Source organism: Gordonibacter sp. RACS_AR68, assembly GCF_030418485.1.
Taxonomy (GTDB): domain Bacteria; phylum Actinomycetota; class Coriobacteriia; order Coriobacteriales; family Eggerthellaceae; genus Gordonibacter; species Gordonibacter urolithinfaciens.
On sequence record NZ_JAIPUP010000002.1, the window covers coordinates 402,931 to 416,812 of the forward strand.

General features: G+C 64.8%; 15 protein-coding genes. 5 read left to right on the forward strand and 10 right to left on the reverse strand.

Translation table 11 applies throughout. The annotated features are described in order from the left end of the window. Positions 1 to 151: 151 nt before the first annotated feature. The 4 genes from K9U15_RS06405 to K9U15_RS06420 form a co-directional block, all read right to left on the reverse strand. Positions 152 to 388, reverse strand: a complete 237-nt coding sequence (locus K9U15_RS06405; RefSeq protein WP_087191888.1) for a hypothetical protein — start codon at positions 386 to 388, stop codon at positions 152 to 154. Positions 389 to 721: 333 nt separating this feature from the next. After that, positions 722 to 1,447, reverse strand: coding sequence for a hypothetical protein (locus tag K9U15_RS06410; protein ID WP_162611550.1), 726 nt, complete (start codon positions 1,445 to 1,447; stop codon positions 722 to 724). Between the two features lie 82 nt (positions 1,448 to 1,529). Further along, the gene (locus K9U15_RS06415) at positions 1,530 to 2,333 is read right to left on the reverse strand and encodes a response regulator transcription factor (protein ID WP_301155779.1); all 804 of its coding nucleotides are present in this window, start codon (positions 2,331 to 2,333) and stop codon (positions 1,530 to 1,532) included. Next, entirely contained in the window at positions 2,239 to 3,177 is a 939-nt protein-coding gene (locus K9U15_RS06420; protein WP_301155780.1) for a hypothetical protein, read from the reverse strand. The genes K9U15_RS06415 and K9U15_RS06420 overlap by 95 nt, the downstream gene beginning before the upstream one ends. A gap of 391 nt (positions 3,178 to 3,568) precedes the next feature. On the opposite strand from K9U15_RS06420, the gene K9U15_RS06425 reads away from it, so the two are divergent. Beyond that, positions 3,569 to 3,895 (forward strand): hypothetical protein, encoded by a 327-nt coding sequence (locus K9U15_RS06425; protein WP_123674272.1) that lies wholly within the window; start codon positions 3,569 to 3,571, stop codon positions 3,893 to 3,895. 174 nt (positions 3,896 to 4,069) lie between these two features. Here K9U15_RS06425 and K9U15_RS06430 read toward each other — a convergent pair whose 3' ends face one another. After that, on the reverse strand, positions 4,070 to 6,142 hold the full coding sequence (locus tag K9U15_RS06430; RefSeq protein WP_301155781.1) for a translation factor GTPase family protein: 2,073 nt from the start codon (positions 6,140 to 6,142) through the stop codon (positions 4,070 to 4,072). A gap of 117 nt (positions 6,143 to 6,259) precedes the next feature. Between K9U15_RS06430 and K9U15_RS06435 the strand changes: the two genes are divergently transcribed. The 4 genes from K9U15_RS06435 to K9U15_RS14520 all read left to right on the forward strand — a co-directional run bounded on the left by K9U15_RS06435 (position 6,260) and on the right by K9U15_RS14520 (position 8,775). Continuing rightward, on the forward strand, positions 6,260 to 6,631 hold the full coding sequence (locus K9U15_RS06435; RefSeq protein ID WP_123649902.1) for a hypothetical protein: 372 nt from the start codon (positions 6,260 to 6,262) through the stop codon (positions 6,629 to 6,631). A gap of 123 nt (positions 6,632 to 6,754) precedes the next feature. Beyond that, positions 6,755 to 7,798, forward strand: coding sequence for a DUF559 domain-containing protein (locus K9U15_RS06440; RefSeq protein WP_096227973.1), 1,044 nt, complete (start codon positions 6,755 to 6,757; stop codon positions 7,796 to 7,798). Between the two features lie 402 nt (positions 7,799 to 8,200). Next, positions 8,201 to 8,539, forward strand: coding sequence for a hypothetical protein (locus K9U15_RS06445; protein ID WP_087191135.1), 339 nt, complete (start codon positions 8,201 to 8,203; stop codon positions 8,537 to 8,539). A 59-nt stretch (positions 8,540 to 8,598) separates the two neighbouring features. Then, positions 8,599 to 8,775, forward strand: a complete 177-nt coding sequence (locus K9U15_RS14520; protein ID WP_367316875.1) for a toxin-antitoxin system HicB family antitoxin — start codon at positions 8,599 to 8,601, stop codon at positions 8,773 to 8,775. Between the two features lie 12 nt (positions 8,776 to 8,787). On the opposite strand, the gene K9U15_RS06450 is transcribed toward K9U15_RS14520, so the two are convergent. From K9U15_RS06450 to K9U15_RS06470, 5 genes are all read right to left on the reverse strand, one after another. Next, entirely contained in the window at positions 8,788 to 9,582 is a 795-nt protein-coding gene (locus tag K9U15_RS06450; RefSeq protein ID WP_301155782.1) for an ABC transporter ATP-binding protein, read from the reverse strand. Next, complete coding sequence (locus tag K9U15_RS06455; protein WP_301155783.1) at positions 9,566 to 10,477, reverse strand: ABC transporter permease; 912 nt, start codon at positions 10,475 to 10,477, stop codon at positions 9,566 to 9,568. Before K9U15_RS06455 ends, K9U15_RS06450 begins: the two co-directional genes overlap by 17 nt. Before the next feature lie 4 nt (positions 10,478 to 10,481). Beyond that, the gene (gene modA, locus K9U15_RS06460; protein ID WP_301155784.1) at positions 10,482 to 11,321 is read right to left on the reverse strand and encodes a molybdate ABC transporter substrate-binding protein; all 840 of its coding nucleotides are present in this window, start codon (positions 11,319 to 11,321) and stop codon (positions 10,482 to 10,484) included. Positions 11,322 to 11,576: 255 nt separating this feature from the next. After that, positions 11,577 to 13,211, reverse strand: a complete 1,635-nt coding sequence (locus K9U15_RS06465; RefSeq protein WP_123674269.1) for a DUF4179 domain-containing protein — start codon at positions 13,209 to 13,211, stop codon at positions 11,577 to 11,579. Continuing rightward, a complete protein-coding gene (locus K9U15_RS06470) occupies positions 13,208 to 13,810 on the reverse strand; it encodes an RNA polymerase sigma factor (RefSeq protein WP_123674268.1) in 603 nt (200 codons plus the stop codon). The genes K9U15_RS06465 and K9U15_RS06470 overlap by 4 nt, the downstream gene beginning before the upstream one ends. Between the last annotated feature and the right edge of the window lie 72 nt (positions 13,811 to 13,882).

Consider the following 13,882-nt stretch of genomic DNA (forward strand, 5'->3'; position numbering starts at 1 on the left):
CCTCAAACCTCGCTTCCCGCCTTCCCCGTGTCCGTCGGTCTCCTCTTCCGAGCGGAGTATCGGGGTTTCTTAAAGACCTGCATGATCCTTGTCTCGGCGCGCATGCGGCCTCTCTCAAGCCGCGGCGCCGGAGGGATCGGTCCGCTCCTGCTTACGCAGTCGGCGGCTTCGGCGCGCCAGGAGCCTTGGGGGCGCTCGGCGCAGCGCCGGGAGCCTTGGGGGCGCCGGGAGCGCTCGGGGCAGGGGCGTTCGCGCCCGTGCCGGCAGCATCCGCAGCGGGAAGCTCGGTGCCGCACTTCTTGCACTTGTCGTTCTCGGGCGGGTTGAAAGAGCCGCAAGACGGGCACTTCTTCATCATTTCGTCGAACGACGGCGGTCTGAAGCACATATCGTGGTTCCTCCTCTTCCTCATTGAATCTCGGTGGACAAGGTCTGTTCGCAAATACATTGGGGTGCATTCACAGCGCATAAGCTACCATGCGGCAAATCGGCGAAAGTACCTTCGCGGGTATGAAAAAGGACGATCTAGTACTGGCAGTCATACTCACTACTACGCACGTATCGAGGCTTTTACCTGGGGAAACGTAAATCGGTCATGCAAAGGGGACGATACGGGGTATGAGCTCCCGAGCAAGCAAAAGGGCCCGCGATGCGGGCCCTTCCGAAGCGGCCGGTGCCGGGGGCACGAGCCGCAGCGCCGGATGGCGCATAGAAGCCGGGGCTAGGCGGCGGAGGCGTCGCCTTCCGTCTCGACGACGGCCGCGTCCACCACGCTGCGCATGACCTTGACGCGGGCGGCGGCACGCTGGGCGTCCGCCATGCGGCCGTTCGCCTCGATCTCCGCGAGGAACGCATCGGGATCGTCCGTGGACAGGTACTCGGTGAGCTCGGAGGGCGCGACTTCGGTTCCCGTGGCCTCGATCATCTTGTCGAGCGCCGCGTTGAGCTTCAGCTGGAACACCACGTCGTCGCGCAGCTTCTCCTCGAACTGCTCGGGCGTGAGGTGCTCCTCGCGCAGATAGCGCTCCTTCGTGGAGCCGAACGACTTGAGGCGCTGCTCGTACTGCGCGTGCGAAGCCTCGATGTTCGCGGCGACGACATCTGCGGGAAGCTCGCCCTCCAGGCGCGCCACGAGGGCGTCAGAGCACTTCTGAAACTTCGTGTTGTTCCAGGCCACCATGCCCTGGCGCTCGAGGTCCTGCTTTATGCCCGCGCGCAGCTCGGCCATGGTGCTGATGCCGTCGAACTGGCCCTTCACCCATTCGTCGGTCAAATCGCCGATGGAGCGGATGGGCGAATGGTTCGTGGCCGAGGCCACGTACACGAACAGCTGCGCGTCGATGTCGTCGTCGGTCGCGACGGGCTGCGGCGGCATGACGATATGCACGCTGTCGTGCGAAGAGAGCGCAAACGCGCTCAAGTCGAGCTGGGGTGCGGTTTCTTGCATAGGGTACTCCTTACGGTTGGCGGGGCGCATCGCCCCAGATGGACAGCAAAACGGCGCGCCGCGGCGCGCCGAGATGGGCTTGTCAGTCCTGCTCTTGCGATTTGATGTCTTCCTCTCGGAACGTCTCTATAAGGCTTAGCATCTCCTGCGACGAATGCACCCCGAGTTTGTGGTAGATGTTCGCTATGTGGGTCTTGGCCGTGTGCATGGAGATGACCAGCTTCTGCTGGACGTACTCGGCGTTACGGCCCTTGGCTATGAGGAAGAATATCTCCGTCTCGCGCGGGGAGAGCTTGTAGAGCTCGGCGATGCCGCGGCACGTGCGCCGCCAAGGCGTGTCGGCACGCTTGGGCTCGCCGGAGGGTTTCGACGACAGCGCGGGCTTGGACGGCGCGTCCTCGTCGCGCGAGGCGGAAGCCGGAGCGTCGGGCGCCGGCTCGGCTGCGGCTTTCTTGGAGGTGCCGGCCCCGGCGCCGGAGGGCGCGGGCGCGCCGACGGCCGAGGCGGATGCGACGTCGGCTTTCTTTGCGGCTGCAGCACCTTCGGGGGCAGCGGCGCCGGAGTCGGACGTCATGCGGGCAAGCTGCGCCTCGAAGGGCTCCTGCTCGCGGAACGGCGTGAGCACCGTTGCCACGAGCATGGTAATGGCAGCCCCGCACAGCGAGTAGAGCACGAGCGAGGGGTCGGCCACGCCGAGGCCCGTGACCACGGTCTTGCCCACCACGAGGCCCACGGCCAAGCTCATGTAGACGAGCACGCGGCCGCCGTCGACCAGCAGCAGCGATCCGGGCTTAAGCCGCCGCGCCAGCCCGACGCCGAGTATCAGGCCGCCGAAGTCGAACAGGTTGAATCCTGCCAGGATAACCGTTTCTGATGCGAGGAGCACCCCCCCCCCCGCCCAAGAAGGAAAGTCCCACGATGCCGAGGACGAAGAAGAGCAGCGAGAAGCGGTGTATCGTGTCGATATCGGCGTCCGTCTCGGGCGCCTCGGGTATGAAGAAGATGACGATGCCCGCCACCACGATGCCCACGAGCACCACGGCGTTGCCCGCCATGAGCAGCGCGACGCCGCTGTTGATGAACCCGCCCTGCAGCAGGCCGAACACGAACGCGTACACCGTGGTGGGCAGCAGCGTTTTCAGCGAATGGCGCAGGACGCTCTTGCGGGGCGGCACGACGGCCGGAGTCCGAGCGGCCACATCGACCGGCTCGATGGTGCGCCAGTTCGCGATGAGCGACACGGTGGCCACCGCCGGCATGCACAGCGTCACAAGGTAGCTGAGCGGCGGCACGAAGCTGCACGTGAGGAATGCGAGGATGCCGCCGGCCATCATATCGACCGCGAACGAGCGGAACAGATGCCCTGCCGCCGCCTCCATATAATAGTGGAGCCACAGGAACATGAGGAACGCCTCGGAAAAGCCCAGCAGCACCACCGAAGCGATGCGCCACGGCATGTCGGCCGAGAGCGTAACCAGCGAAAGCGCCGAGGCGACCGTGGCAAGCACGCCCGCCGCGCCCAGCAGCAGCGTGGACGGAGCCGTCTTGTTGCGGTTCAGGAAGAAGCGGCCTACGCCGACAAGCGCCCCAAAGGACAAGGCAAGCGTCAGATACAGCGTGAACTGGCGCTCGAGGAAGAAGGAAAAAGACGGGTTGTTGGTCGCACCGATAAATATGGGAGAGAACAGTACCAGATAATGCCAGCTCAAGAGAACCTTGAATCCGATCATAGTCAACGTCTTCACATGGGAAGTCTTATCCTCTGATCGTTCCGGCATTGATTGCGTCATCCGGCACGCCCCTTTCCCCCTGATGAAAAGAAACGAGCAGCGCTTCACTCGTCCTTCTCAAACCTTACTCGTTTTACTCGGAAGGGCCTATAGCCCACGGTACCAGAGCCGCTCATTTTCATACTGCGATAGGTACAAAGCCCACCAGGCCCCGTGCTAGGTTGATAGTTGCATATGCGCGATTCCAGGTAATTTCCGTGCGCGCCACCTGCACGATCTCTCCCCCGCTTCGGCGCGCTCGTCTTCGCCCGAACCGGTCATAACCCTAGTATAGAGCATAACGTAATCGATTGGATTATATTATAGCCCAACGACAGAAAGGAAGGCCACTATGCCGGGAGGCTGCTGGATATGCAACCCGCTGTGCGGGAAATGCCAGCCCGCGCCCAAGAAGTCGGGGAAGTGTCCCTCTTGCGGCACGTGCACCATCTTCGACCGCACGGAAGTGACGGCCGGGGCGGCGCTCTTGTGCAAGAAATGCGGCGAGGACCTGACAGCGCTCGTGCGCCCCGAGCCCCTGCGCTGCAACTACAGCGGCCTCGTGTGCGCCTACCCCTGCGGCAAGGGCACGAGCGCGCATCCCGAGCATGGGTACCAGGTATGCCGCCGAAACACCCCTCCGAGCGAAGAATGGCTAGCAGCGCATCCGGGAGTGTAGGAGGAAGCGGAGGGAGGCAGGGGGACGGGGGAAACGCCTCGCCCCCCCCCCGATAGCTCTCGTTTGCCGCAAGCGTGCGAGAACGAGACGCCATCCGCCCCCCCGTCCCACGTTAAAAAGGCGCCACCCACTCGGGGCGGCGCCTTTTGCATGCCAGATACCGGGCCGGAGAAGCTAGTTGCCGGCAGCTCGGGCGGCTTGGTAGGCCTCCACGAGCCTCTTCGTCACGTCGGCCGGAGCGGGGTCGTAGCCCTCGAGCTCCAAGGTGTACGAGCCGGAGCCGCGCGTGAGGGAGCGCAGGTCCTTCGTGTACGTGACCACCTCGGCGTAGGGCACGCGCATCATGATGACCGTCTCGCCCGCATCGTTGGAGTCGGTGCCCACGATGCGACCGCGCCGCGTGGAGATATCGCCCATGACGGCGCCGGCGTACTCCTCGCCCACCGTCACGTTCAGGTTGGCCATGGGTTCCAGCAGGATGGGGTCGGCCTTCTCGCACGCAGCGCGGAAACCGATGCGCGCAGCCGTCTTGAACGCCATCTCGTTGGAGTCGACCGAGTGGTACGAGCCGTCGTACACGGCGCACTTCACGTCCACCATGGGATAGCCCGCCAGGAAGCCCTCGGCCATGGCGTCCTGCACGCCCTTGTCCACAGCGGGGATGAAGCCGCGCGGGATCTTGCCGCCCACGATCTCGTCCAGGAACTCGTAGCCGCCGCCGGGGTTCGGCTCCAGGCGCAGCCAGCAGTCGCCGAACTGGCCCGAGCCGCCCGTCTGCTTCTTGTGGCGTCCCTGCGCCTCGGCCTTCTTGCGGATGGTCTCGCGGTACGGGATGCGCACGTCCACGAGCCTCGCCTCGACGCCGGTCTGCTCCTTCAGGCGTGCGAGCAGCGTGTCAACCTGGGCGTCGCCCATGGCGGTGACCACAGTCTGGTGCGTCTCCTCGCTGCGGCTGACGCGGATGGTGGGGTCGGTCTCCACCGCGCGGGCCAGGAACGTGCCCAGCTTGTCCTCGTCCTTCTTGTTCACGGCCTCGATGGCCACGGGGTACTGCGGCTCGGGCAAGGGCAGCGGGTCGATGGCCACGGTGCCCGACTTCGACAGCGTGTCGCCCGTGCGCGTCTCGGTGAGCTTGGGGACGACGATGATGTCGCCGGCCTTCGCGCTCTTCACGTCGTTGGTCTCCTTGCCCATCATGACGTACAGGTGGCCCAGGCGGTCTTTCTTGCCGGTGCGGGCATTCACCAGCTCCATGCCCGGCTCCAGCACGCCGGAGATGACCTTCATGAAGCTCAAGCGTCCCACGAACGGGTCGGACACGGTCTTGAACACGAAGCCCGCCGGCTCGCCCGTCTCGTCCACGAGCGTCTCTTCGCCGTTGGCCAGGCGGAAGCGGCCGTGGTGGCGCGGGTGCGGGAAATAGGTGGCGATGTCCTCCATGACGCCCTGGATGCCCTGCTCGATGATCGTGGAGCCCACGAACACGGGAATGAACAGCTCCTGCGCGATGGCCTTGTCCAGCAGCTGTTCCAACTCCTGCTGCGTGAGCTGCTCCTCGCCGTCCAGGTACTTCATCATGAGCTCGTCGTCGGCCTCGGCCACGAGGTCGCAGAGCTTGTCGCGCGCGGCCTGGGCCGTCTCCAGGTAGTCGGCCGGGATGTCCTCGATGCGCTCGGCGTCGCTGCCGGGATCGAAGTAGCGCGCCTTCATGCGGATGATGTCGATGACGCCCTTGAAGTCCGCGTCCACGCCGATGGGGATGGTTACGGGCCCCAGACGCGAGCCGAAGCGCGCGTGCAGGAGCGCCATGGCGGTGTCGAAGTCAGCGTTCTCGCGGTCGATGTGGTTGATGAACACGGCGCGCGACAGGCGCATGTCCTCGGCCTCGCGCCACAGCTTGGTGGTCATGACCTGCGGGCCCGCCACGGCGTCGACCACGAAAAGCGCCATCTCGGCCGCCTGCATGGTGGCCAGCGTGTCGCCGATGAAGTCGGGGTGGCCGGAGGTGTCCAGCAGGTTGATCTTGTAGTCCTTGTAGGGGATGGGGGCGATGGACGTGCCGATGGTGAACTTGCGCCGGATTTCCTCCTCGTCGTAGTCGAGGTAGGACTTCCCGTCGTGGGTCGTGCCCATGCGGGGCGTGCGGCCCGAGACGTGCAGCATCGCCTCGGCGAGCGATGTCTTGCCGGCGCCGTCTTGGCCCACCAGCACAATGTTCCGTACGTGTTCGGTAGCAGGAGCTGCCATGTTGACCACCAACTTTCCTGTTGAGTGGCCCACGCCGTTGCCGTCTTCGTCAAGGCGCGAACCACAGTCGAGCCTAACCTACGAACTTCAAACGCGAACATGAAACCTTGACCCATAGTGTATCGCAAATGGCCGCTTTCGGCGTCCACAACGCCGGAATTCGACCGCACCCCTGAAGTGCGCGGCCCGCCCGCTGCCGAGGCCGAGCCGCGCCCGGGGCGCGCCGGAGCGCAGCCGCGGGCAGGCCGCATCATCCCGTATAACAGTCACCGCCCGACCGAATGCTGCAAAATCGTCGATTTCGGCGCCCATAAAGCCGTCTTTCCGGAAGCAGCCCCGTATTGCCTTCAGAGCATTCCTCTGAACAGGCGTTTTCATCGCCAGTCGTCAATGGAGAAGCCGAGCCTCGACCCGCCATGCGCGACGGCCGCCGAAATCGGTGATTTTGCAGCAAGAAGCGTCGTGCCGCAGACGGCTTGCACGTGCTAGAATCATCCAACCAGAGTCGAGGCAGGCGCTCTTCCCACGTTGACGAGCCCGCTGCGGAAACGATGTGCTCGCTTCCCCACGTCTGCAAGATCCTTCGAGCCCGCGACGAGCTAGGAGGCTTGCATGGCCGCATGCGACCCCATCCCGAAAACCGGTCTCCGCCCCTATGACAGGCGGGAGCGCGCGAAACCGGCGCGCATCTGCTTCGGGCACCTCACCGCCCTGCAAATCCTGCGAGCCGCTCGACCGGGCATGCTGGCGCCCGAGAAGGGCGCGGCTCGCACGCTGCCCGATCACGCCCCGAGAGCTGGGGAGCTGCAGCGAAAGCTCGAACTGCTGGAAGCGATGCATGCCGATCTGCGGTTCGAGAAACCCGCCCATGTTCTCGTCGGCAACCCGAACTGCCGAGCATCGCCGACTTGCAAGCCGCATGTGCACGGCAATCCCCTGCCGAGCGGATCGCTCCTGCGCTTGGATCGCGAGACGACCCTCACCGCGCCCGCAACCAGTTTCGTTCACCTGGCGCGACAAGCGAGTGAAACGGCGCTGCTCGAGCTAGGATGGGAGATGTGCGGCTCTTACCAAACCAAACGGACCGGCGCTCGATCCGCCTACCAGGTCGAACCGCTGACAAGCACGCGGGCCCTACGCACCTACGTAACGAAGAACCCCTCGATGGGCGGAGCACGCAAAGTCCAGCGCATCCTACCCTACCTTGCCGACGGATCGGCCTCCGCGCGCGAATCGAAGCTCGCGCTCATCCTCGGGCTGCCCCTGTCACGCGGAGGATACGGACTCGGCATCCCCCTGATGAACTACGAGGTGAGCGCGAACAGCGCGGCGCGCGCGATCTCCGGAAGGAGAAGCTTCCGCTGTGACCTATGCTGGCCTGAAGCCAAACTCGACGTCGAGTACCAGAGCAGAGAGCACCACGAAGGAGAGGTTAGCCGCCTTCGGGATTCGAGAAGGGCTAACGCTCTGGTGGCGATGGGATGGATCGTCATAGGCGTCACCAACGACGAGCTCGACAGCATGCTGGCGACCGACACCATAGCCGCATCCATCCGCAAGCGCCTGGGCAAACGATTGCAGATGAGCTTCCCCGACCATCACGCGCGCAAGCTCAGGCTTAGGAGAGAGCTCGGGCTGCCCGTCGGATTCGACTGAGGGTGGCCGTATCCCCCGCAACGAGCCGCAAAACTTCGTTCGGCTGCTGCAAAATCGCCGATTTCGGCGGCCTCTTCGCCGTGCGGGCCCCCTTTGCAGCCAGAGCCTTGTGCAGGTAAAGCAAAACACCTGGTCGGACAACGGCCAGCGAGGGACGCTATGCCGCTCGTCGCGTCTTTCGCCCGTCAATCTGCCGAAATCGGCGACTTTGCAGCAGCGTCGCGAGCGTCGGCGCGAATTCGAAACGCGGCGCTTGTCTTTGGAGAACCCGCGAACAACACGTTACCGAACGGTGACGAACCTGTCGCCAGCACCCCGCCCCAGGCGCATGGCTCCGTGCTGCCCGTATAATCGCAAGCAACACGCAGCTTCGAGCCGCCACCCACCGTTAGCGAGGAGACCATGAGCGACCACAGCCCCATCATCGATGTCAGCCCCGTCGCCAGCGCAAGCGAAGCCGCGCGGAGCGGACGGCCTGCAGGCGGCGACGCGTTCCGCGCGCCGTCGTACGGGAAGAACGCCGCGCAGGCCGCCTCTGTCAACGCTACCATCATCGACGGAGGCCCTGCCTCCGGGAAGAAGAAGCCCAGCCGCATCGGCGGCGCCGTGCAGACGGCCGTCGGCGGCGCGATCATGCTCGTGGGCGTGCCGATGCTCATCCTGCCCGGCCCCGGCCTGCTGGCCATTGGCGGCGGTGCCGTCGTGGCCGCCAAGGGCATCAAGAAAGTGCTCGGCAAATAGCCGAAGCGAACGCGCGCAACCGCAGCGGGCCCCTCGCCGAGGGGCCCGCTCTTCATGCGTTGCTGCTAGAAGGAAAGCGGTGTGAGCGGGGCGAATGCCCACCGCTCCCGTTCGGCCGACGCTCCTTCTCGGGCAAGTACGCGTTGCGGATGTCATCCGAGCAGCATCGGCGCGTGGCAATAGAAGCCGCCGAGCAAAGGGTTTCCATAAACCAGCTGCTGGTGTCGCGTATATAGGCAACTGGCAAATCACCCGGGACTAGCCCCACAGGCAACCGTGCGCGAAACTTCGGCAACAATGGACTGACCGAGAGCAGGCCCGCCACCAGAGGCGAGGCCCAAGAAAGCCCGCACGTCAGGGTCGAGTTCTTCCGGCTCGAACAGGGAACACGCTTCCCGCACGGCGCGCAGGCGGCCGTCCAGCACCACGCCCACGCGGTCGGCCAGCGTGCGGGCCTCGTTGAAGTCGTGGGTGACGAACACGATGGTGCAGTCGAACCGCGCATGCACAGCGCGCAGCGTGGCGTACAGGCGCTCCTTCGTGGCCGGGTCCAGCGCCGAGGACGGCTCGTCGAGCAGGAGTATCTCCGGCTCCAGCACCAAGGCGCGCGCCAGCGCCGTACGCTGCGACTCGCCGCCGCTGATGATACCGGGATACCGTTCGGCCAGATGCCCGATTTCGAACAACGAGAGCATGGCCTGCACGCGCTCGTCGCGCTCGCGCGGCGGGCAGCCGTTCATCCGCAGGCCGTAGGCGATATTCTCCCGCACGGTCATATGCGGGAACAGCGCGTAGTCCTGATACAAGATGCCCAGGTGGCGCTGCTGGACAGGCAGCGACTCAACGTCTTTGCCGTCCAGAAGGATGCACCCTCCGTCAAGCGGGAACGCGCCCGCTATCGACTCCATGAGGACGGTCTTACCCGACCCGGTGGATCCCAAGATGGCAAACACCTCGCGCGGCCTAACGGAAAGGCGGGACACCTCGAGCACGAACGATCCTCGCTCCACGCGCAGATCCTGCACCTCAATGCTTCCGGCCATGCCAAGCCCCCTTCCCCGCCGCCTTGCAGCCGGGCCCGACACGGGTCGCTCCCACCGGGCGGTTCAGCAGGTTCGCCACCACGAGCGTCGCCGCCGACAGCAGCAGCATGATCATGGCCGTGGCCATGGCTGTCTCGTTATTGCCGGTGGAGATGCTCAAATAGATACTTCCCGGCAGCGTCTCGGTCTTCATGCGCGTCACACCCACCAGCATGAGCGTGGCGCCGAACTCCCCCATGCCGCGTGCCCAGGCGAGGACGAACGTGCTGATGAGCGCGTTACGGCACTGCGGCAAAATGACGGTGCGGAACGCGTCGCCCGGCGTAGCGCCCAACGTCCTCGCCACGAACTCCATGCGCGGGCTCACGTCGGCGAACGCCGTGCGCACCATGCGGATGGCGAACGGGAGGTTCACGATGAGCTGGGCGAACACGATACCTGTCGGCTCGAACACCACCGCGAGCCCGGCCTCTTTGAGGGCCTTGCCGAACGGCGACGAGAAGATGAGCAGGAGGGCGAATCCCAACAGGATGTAGGGCAGCGAGAGCGTGAGCTCCATGAGCACCTCGGCCACGCGTTTGAGCGGCATGTTCGTACGCGACAGCGCATAGGCCGTCGGCAAGGCCAGCACCAGGCAGAGTACGGTGGATATGCTGGACGTGACCACGCTCATCCTAAGCGAGAACAGCACCTCGGCAGAGGTGACGGCCTCGCCGAAATGGGCGATGCCGCCGGCCACGATGGCCACGATGGCACTGCCAACGAACAACAGCACCAACGTGGCCACGGCCAGGGAAACACCCGAGAATACATCGTGCTTCCGGCCACGATGCCGCCGCTCGCGGCCCGCCGCGGCAGGCCGAGCACCCACCGCGGCGGCCTCGCGTGCTTCCACGGGGCTACACTCGCTCGTAGCCGTAAGCGGCCCAGATGTCCCACGCCGCGTCGGTCTGAAGGAACTCGTTGAGCGCCTTCACGGCCTCGGCATCCTTGGCGCAGGTCAGCTGCGCGGAGGGCACGGTCTTAACGAAGGCGTCCAAATCGGGGGTATCCACGATCTTGACCCTGTCGCCCTTCACGTTCTCCTTCCACACGATGCCCGCGTCGCCCTCGCCATTGGCCAAGGCGGTGGAGATCTGCGGAGCAGTGGTCGTGGTGGTGAGGACGTTCGCCGCCATGAGCGAATCCCACAGTCCCGCCTTCGTCAGGGCGTTTTTGGCTATCTTACCGATGGGGGTGGACTCGGGGTCGCCCATCAGCACGCGCGAGGCTCCGGACAGATCGGCCAAGCCGGCGATGCTCCGAGGATTCTCGGCGGGCACGGCCAGCACCGGGATGTGCTTCACCAGGTCGGTGCTGGACTCGACGAAGGCCTCGACGGGCTTGAGCTCGTCGGCCGAGCCGGCTATGAAGAAATCGCCCTGCTCGGTGGTGGTGATCTGGGTTTGGATCTGCGCAGCGTTGGCAAATGTGACGTTCACGGTACAGCCCGTCTCGGCCTGGAACGCATCGGCGATCTCCTGGAACGGGTCGGTCATGCCGGCCCCGCAGTAGACGTCGAGCGTCTTGCCGTCGAGCGGCTTCCCAGCCGCCGGTTCGGGCTGGCCATCAGCCTCTTCCTGTGCAGGCGACGAGCACCCTGCGAGCATGCCGACCGCCAGCACGGCACACAGGCATACGGCGAGCGAGAGCGCTCCCGCAAACCTCGGGCGGCAATGACTCTTCGATCTTGAATTCATGAAACCCTCCTCGACTTTCCTTTGTCAATCCTCGACGGTCCAGGACCGAATTATTCCAATTTTATAATATTTCTAATTGGAAGTATATATATTTGAGGCTAATATATTTACTCAAGGATAAGAAGGGCCTTCGGAGAAACAAGTGGAAGAGAATTATGCGCCACCCGAAAAACGAGCGGTTCGCGCCAAGGATACAGCCCAAGGGGGAACGGGGCTGTATCGAATGCGATGCAGCCCCGTTCTCATGGTTCGCTGCTAGAAGGAAAGCGTCTGCGACGCGTCAGATTCCTCGCGATATCCGCCGAACGATGCTTGGTACTCGTACTCCGTCAATCCGCGCAGCTCCTCGTTGCTGGCCGCGTAGTAGGAGGTGATCAGCAGCAACTCGCCAGTCTGGTAATCGTGTTTCTGGTACCCGACCGCCGTGTGGTAGCCCCAGTACCTCTCCCCGGTCTCCTCGTCGTACCATTCTTCGTACAGCGGCGTCGGCTGCTGCGTGGGCCGCATGCCTGCCGCGCCGCCGAGCGATGCCTGCCATCCATAAGGCTTGAGAGAGATACTCACCGTGCCGTCCGCCACATCCCAGCCCGTCAGCTCGTAACCGCCGTATTCGCTCGTCTCCAGCTTGGTCCCGATCTGCGAGACGTCCACCGTACGCTCGTTCTGCTCGTTGATCGCCGCGCGCTGCTCGTCCGTCATCGACTCCCAATCGGCCGCGTGCATCATCGGCGTGAAGGTGACGCTGGTCGCATCGGGTGACAAGCCCGCCAGCTCCACCACGTACGCGCCGGCCGGATCGATCCCCGTTCCGTCGCCCGCGCCCACCGGGGTCAGCACGTTGCCTAGGTCGTCGGCGATCTTCAGCATGGACGGCGTGATGGAGCCTTCAGCCACGTTATAGATGGGACGGCCGCTTTCCTCGATTGTTTCGATCTCATCGTTGCGCACCACCATCACGCATCCCAGCTCGGAGGCCGTGAAGCGCTCGATACCCATGGTCTTCTCGCCCTCGCTCGTGGCGAACGTGAGATCCTGTGAGCCCAGCTCGCGCGGCTGGGCCACCGTGCCGAGGTCGAGGCCGAAGTCGAAGGTGAAGGGCGCGTCGCCCTCCTCGTAGGGCTTCCAAGTCGCCCATCCTTCCAGCTCGACGTCCACCTGGCCGGGTAGCGTCGCCTCCGGCACGATGCGCTGCATGACCTTCACCTTGCCGTCCTCCCGGTAGGCATCCAACAGGTAGACGGAATCGCTGCCGATCGACTCGCCATTACTCGAAAGCGCGCAGGTGAAGCGCGGCGACAGCCTTTGCAGGCGACCCCACTCGCTCTCCTGCGAGCCCTTGTAACTCGCCTGCTCGGTCAGGTCGAAGCCGCCCTCCTTCTCCAGCGTGAAGAACAGGTTGACGATGTTGCGGTCGGACGACACGGAATCGAGCGTCACCTTCACGCCGTCGACCTCCACCGTCTGCCCCACGTCGGCGCTCAAGCTGGACACGCCCTCTTGCAGGCTCCCGTAGATCGGCAGGTTCTTGCCGCTGTCGAAGAACGGCGCGTCGCCCGGCTGCATCTGCAAGAGCGTGGTCGCCGCGAAAGCGGCGCCGCCGAGCAGCGCCACGGTCACCGCCGCCGCGACCATCAGCACGCCGCGCCTCACGACGCGCCCGCCCGTCGGCTTGCCGTGCGCCGCAGCCTCCGCGTCGCTAAGGCGCGTCGGCCGGGGACGCTCCGGGGCGGCTGCGCTCTCCGCCGTCGGACGATCCTGGGGAATGGACCCGAGCGACGCATACACACCGTCGAGCTTGGCCTGCGCCTTCTGGGGAAGCGGGCCGGGATCCAGCTCGCATATCACCGCCTGGCGCAGCTCGCCTTCGTTGTCGAACTTCTCATGGCTCATCGTGCCACCTCCGCTTCCTTGAAAACGCCGCTCGGTCCTTCGCCGTAGACGACCTTGAATCGATCCCGCGCCCGCGACAGGCGGGTGCGCACGGCGCCTTCCGATACGTTCATGATCTGGGATATCTGTCGTATGGGGTAATCGTTCACATAGAACAGCACCAGCACGAGACGATCGTCGGGCGCAAGTCGACCGAGAGCGTCGTGCACGTCCATAGCCTCGTCGCGATCGGGGTCGCGCACCACGCCGCGCCCCGCCGACACGAGCCCCACCGCCGGCTCCCACGACACGTCCGTGCCGTCGGCGTCGATGTCGAAGACCCCCATCGCGCACGGGGTCTCGCGCTTGCGCTTCCGCCGAACGTCATAGCACGTCCGCAGCAGGATGCACATGAACCACGTGCCCACGGCGCTGCGGCCGCCGAAGCGCGGCATTGCGCGCCACGCTTTCACCGCCGTCTCCTGGAGTGCGTCGGAAGCGTCGTCCACGTTGTCGAGCACCGCCATCGCCGCTCGCCACAGCGGCTGCTTCTCGTGCTCGAACAGGGCGGCGAACGCCTCGCCGTCTCCGTCTCGCGCTCTCTGTATCAGATCGTCCATGCAAACGCCCCTTTCAAGGTCGGTTGCTTATTAGACGTGCCAGGAGGGCGAAGAGGTTACACCCTGTTTGGA

Coding starts and splice junctions, on each gene's coding strand:
- K9U15_RS06425 (WP_123674272.1), top strand. CDS start 3,569: ATGCCGGGAGGCTGCTGGATATGCAACCCGCTGTGCGGGAAATGCCAG.
- modA (WP_301155784.1), bottom strand. CDS start 11,321: ATGAATTCAAGATCGAAGAGTCATTGCCGCCCGAGGTTTGCGGGAGCG.
- K9U15_RS06420 (WP_301155780.1), bottom strand. CDS start 3,177: ATGATCGGATTCAAGGTTCTCTTGAGCTGGCATTATCTGGTACTGTTC.
- K9U15_RS06410 (WP_162611550.1), bottom strand. CDS start 1,447: ATGCAAGAAACCGCACCCCAGCTCGACTTGAGCGCGTTTGCGCTCTCT.
- K9U15_RS06405 (WP_087191888.1), bottom strand. CDS start 388: ATGTGCTTCAGACCGCCGTCGTTCGACGAAATGATGAAGAAGTGCCCG.
- K9U15_RS06430 (WP_301155781.1), bottom strand. CDS start 6,142: ATGGCAGCTCCTGCTACCGAACACGTACGGAACATTGTGCTGGTGGGC.
- K9U15_RS06440 (WP_096227973.1), top strand. CDS start 6,755: ATGGCCGCATGCGACCCCATCCCGAAAACCGGTCTCCGCCCCTATGAC.
- K9U15_RS06465 (WP_123674269.1), bottom strand. CDS start 13,211: ATGAGCCATGAGAAGTTCGACAACGAAGGCGAGCTGCGCCAGGCGGTG.
- K9U15_RS06470 (WP_123674268.1), bottom strand. CDS start 13,810: ATGGACGATCTGATACAGAGAGCGCGAGACGGAGACGGCGAGGCGTTC.
- K9U15_RS06445 (WP_087191135.1), top strand. CDS start 8,201: ATGAGCGACCACAGCCCCATCATCGATGTCAGCCCCGTCGCCAGCGCA.
- K9U15_RS06450 (WP_301155782.1), bottom strand. CDS start 9,582: ATGGCCGGAAGCATTGAGGTGCAGGATCTGCGCGTGGAGCGAGGATCG.